At 42.5% G+C, this 407-nt stretch carries 2 rRNA genes; both read right to left on the bottom strand.

The window, feature by feature from the left end:
• Positions 1–76, bottom strand: a 5S ribosomal RNA gene (rrf, locus tag EO115_RS08310); the annotation flags it as partial.
• A gap of 208 nt (positions 77–284) precedes the next feature.
• Positions 285–407, bottom strand: a 23S ribosomal RNA gene (locus EO115_RS08305); the annotation flags it as partial.

Raw genomic sequence — 407 nt, 5'->3', positions numbered from 1 at the left:
TACTTTCGGCGTTTACGAGCTTAACTACTGTGTTCGGGATGGGAACAGGTGGTTCCTCGTAGCCATCGTCACTGAATTTGTCAGGGTGTTCCCTGAAAACTACATAGAAGAATAATATTTAACTTACAAGTTTTAGTATTTACATACCAGTCATATCGTAAATCAGTTTAAGTTCATCGGTTTTGTGGAATTTCTTCACTCCCTTCGGTCGTGGAAATTCTTACAACCGACATACTGATTCACACAACTTTGTGCGTCGCTTTCGCTCCTACAAAGTTGGTTCTCTAGTAAAGCCCTCGATCTATTAGTACCAGTCAGCTCCATGCCTTGCAGCACTTCCACACCTGGCCTATCAACCATGTCGTCTACATGGGATCTTACTAGCTTATGCTATGAGAAACCTCATC

The sequence above is a fragment of the Veillonella sp. CHU740 genome, from assembly GCF_003992055.1.
In the GTDB taxonomy this organism is placed as follows: Bacteria; Bacillota; Negativicutes; order Veillonellales; family Veillonellaceae; genus F0422.
Note: the sequence above shows the minus strand (reverse complement) of the source record. Positions and strands in the feature narration are given on the sequence as shown.